We start from the raw sequence: 672 nt of genomic DNA on the forward strand, positions 1-672 counted from the left end.
CTCGGCCAGAACAGTCTTTGCACTGGCTTCAACCATTTCAGTCGCAACAAATTCGCCGTTCTCATTCAGGAACTGCGGATAATTCGGCAGCGGAATACCTTCCGGCAGCGGCATCATACGCAATGTGCTCAGATGCGAACGGGCAACCTGTGCGGAACGCAAACCGCCGGACACACCGCCATAGCTCATAATAGCCGCAGGCTTATAATTCCATTCGGTATTGAGGAAGTTCACCGCATTGAAGAATTCAGCCGGCGGGGAATAGTTATACTCCGGAATCACAAAGACAAATGCATCACCGGCATCAATGAGCTTGCTCCATTTTTTGGTATGCTCATGCTCATATTTCTGCGCGCGCGGATGTGTGGATTCATCAAAAAACGGCAGTTTAACTTCTGCCAGATCAACCAGCTCTGCATCGAAATCAGAATTTGCGGCTGCAAAATCATTAAACCATTTGGCAAATTTATCGCCATGGCGCGCAGAACGTGTTGCACAAATGATTGTATAAAGCTTTGGCACGGATATTTCCTTTTTCAGCTGAAAAACAGACAGGCATAACTGCGCCCTCTTTTCAGCCACCTGTTAAAAGTGTTTCAGAAAAACTGCAAGTTATCTCCTGCGACACAGTGTCCACAGAATAGGACAATGCATTTTATATAAAAACGGCCC

Annotated in this window: 1 protein-coding gene; it reads right to left on the reverse strand. The window is 46.7% G+C overall.

Annotation, left to right across the window (positions count from 1 at the left end):
- A partial coding sequence (locus A918_RS0104340) for an NADPH-dependent FMN reductase (RefSeq protein WP_022709868.1) occupies positions 1-522 on the reverse strand: 522 nt, incomplete at its 3' end.
- Positions 523-672 lie beyond the last annotated feature (150 nt).

The sequence above is a fragment of the Pseudochrobactrum sp. AO18b genome, assembly GCF_000409565.1.
Taxonomy (GTDB): Bacteria; Pseudomonadota; Alphaproteobacteria; order Rhizobiales; family Rhizobiaceae; genus Pseudochrobactrum; species Pseudochrobactrum saccharolyticum.